This window comes from Haloquadratum walsbyi J07HQW2 (genome assembly GCF_000415985.1).
Classification (GTDB): Archaea; Halobacteriota; Halobacteria; order Halobacteriales; family Haloferacaceae; genus Haloquadratum; species Haloquadratum walsbyi_B.
The window spans coordinates 3,376,923-3,378,281 of the sequence record NZ_KE356561.1 but is presented as its reverse complement, the minus strand read 5'-3'; the positions used below and the strand labels follow the sequence as shown (position 1 = coordinate 3,378,281).

The window sequence follows — 1,359 nt, the reverse complement described above, 5'->3', positions numbered from 1 at the left end:
CTGGACAGAAGAGTTCTCACTCTTGAGCAGGGTTCACTCCACAGCAGTTCAGAAAACCGTCGAACGATTCTCTGACAACCTGTCTAATCTCAGTCAACAGAAACAAAAAAAGGCTACAAGATAGGTGAGCTAGAGTAGAAGTGGAAGTCCTCACGAGAGTACGAGAGTATCAGAGTATCACGTATTCGCAGTCTGGCTTCGAACTCACACACACGAGTACGAGTGGTCAAAAAACGAATAACGAATAACGCGACACTCTCACTCTCACTCTGGCTCTCCAAGAGAGGAAATATTCCAATCCGCTATCATCGACCTGTGCCAGACCACGCCACAATTAAAGAAGCCACCGTGAAAACAGAGACAACAGGTGACTGGTATGTCTCGCTCTCGCTTTCTGTCGAAGTGGAAGACAAGCGAGTTCCAGAGAAAACACCTGCCGAAGAGCTTGAATCCGACGACTGTGTCGGAATCGACTTGGCTTGGCTTGGCTTGGCTTGGCTTGGCTTGGCTTGGCTTGGCTTGGCTTGGCTTGGCTTGGCTTGGCTTGGCTTGGCTTGGCTTGTGGTTCTCAACTCTCTCCACACGAGTGACGGAGACGGAGTTTCCGTGGATGGACTGGACTGGACTGGACTGGACTCGAGTTACCAGACCAGTCCGAACGGCTGGAAAGAGAACAGCGAAAGCTCTCCCGGACCCGGAAGCAGACCAGACCGGTTCGACCAACAGGCAAAAACAGCGGAAGCGGAAGCGGGTTGCTAAGATTAAGTGTCATATTCGACGTAAGGTACTGGACTGGATTTCCAGCACAAACTCCCCTCTTGGCTGACCACAGAGTCTGATGCTGTCTGTGTCGAGGACTCAGACTTGGATGTGAAGCCGATGTTGGAACAGTCACACAACGCTCGGAATAAGCAGGATTCAGCTTGGAGCCAGTTCATCCGATTGCTTGAATACAAGGCTGAGTTGAATGGTTGTTATGTTGAGAAGCTTAAACCAGCGGGCACATCGAAGGAATGTTTTGGGTGTGGTGTGGTGTCGAATCCGACAAGCCTATGTGAATTAGAGAGCATTCTTGTCTCTCATGTGGTGTTGAACTGGACAGGGACAGGGACAGGGATTGGAATGGTAGTATTACCGTGTTAGAGAGTAGAGTGGTGTGGAGTTGCTTGGCGATACGATAGGTGAGGTGAGGTGAAGTGAGGGCTGGGACTGGGACAGCCCACCGTAGAACGCCTGATGGAGACTAGTCTCCCTACGGGACGGATACGGATACGGGGAAGATTCGCAGTGAATCAGTCCCTGCAAAGACCGTCGTCGAAACAGGAAGCCCGCGTGAGAGCAAGGGAAGCCAAGCCAAGC

At 51.4% G+C, this 1,359-nt stretch carries 2 protein-coding genes; both read left to right on the top strand.

The window, feature by feature from the left end:
- Positions 1–222 precede the first annotated feature (222 nt).
- A complete protein-coding gene (locus tag J07HQW2_RS19670; RefSeq protein ID WP_021056636.1) occupies positions 223–759 on the top strand; it encodes a hypothetical protein in 537 nt (178 codons plus the stop codon).
- 33 nt (positions 760–792) lie between these two features.
- Entirely contained in the window at positions 793–1,143 is a 351-nt protein-coding gene (locus J07HQW2_RS19665) for a transposase (protein ID WP_343122488.1), read from the top strand.
- The last annotated feature ends 216 nt before the right edge of the window (positions 1,144–1,359 follow it).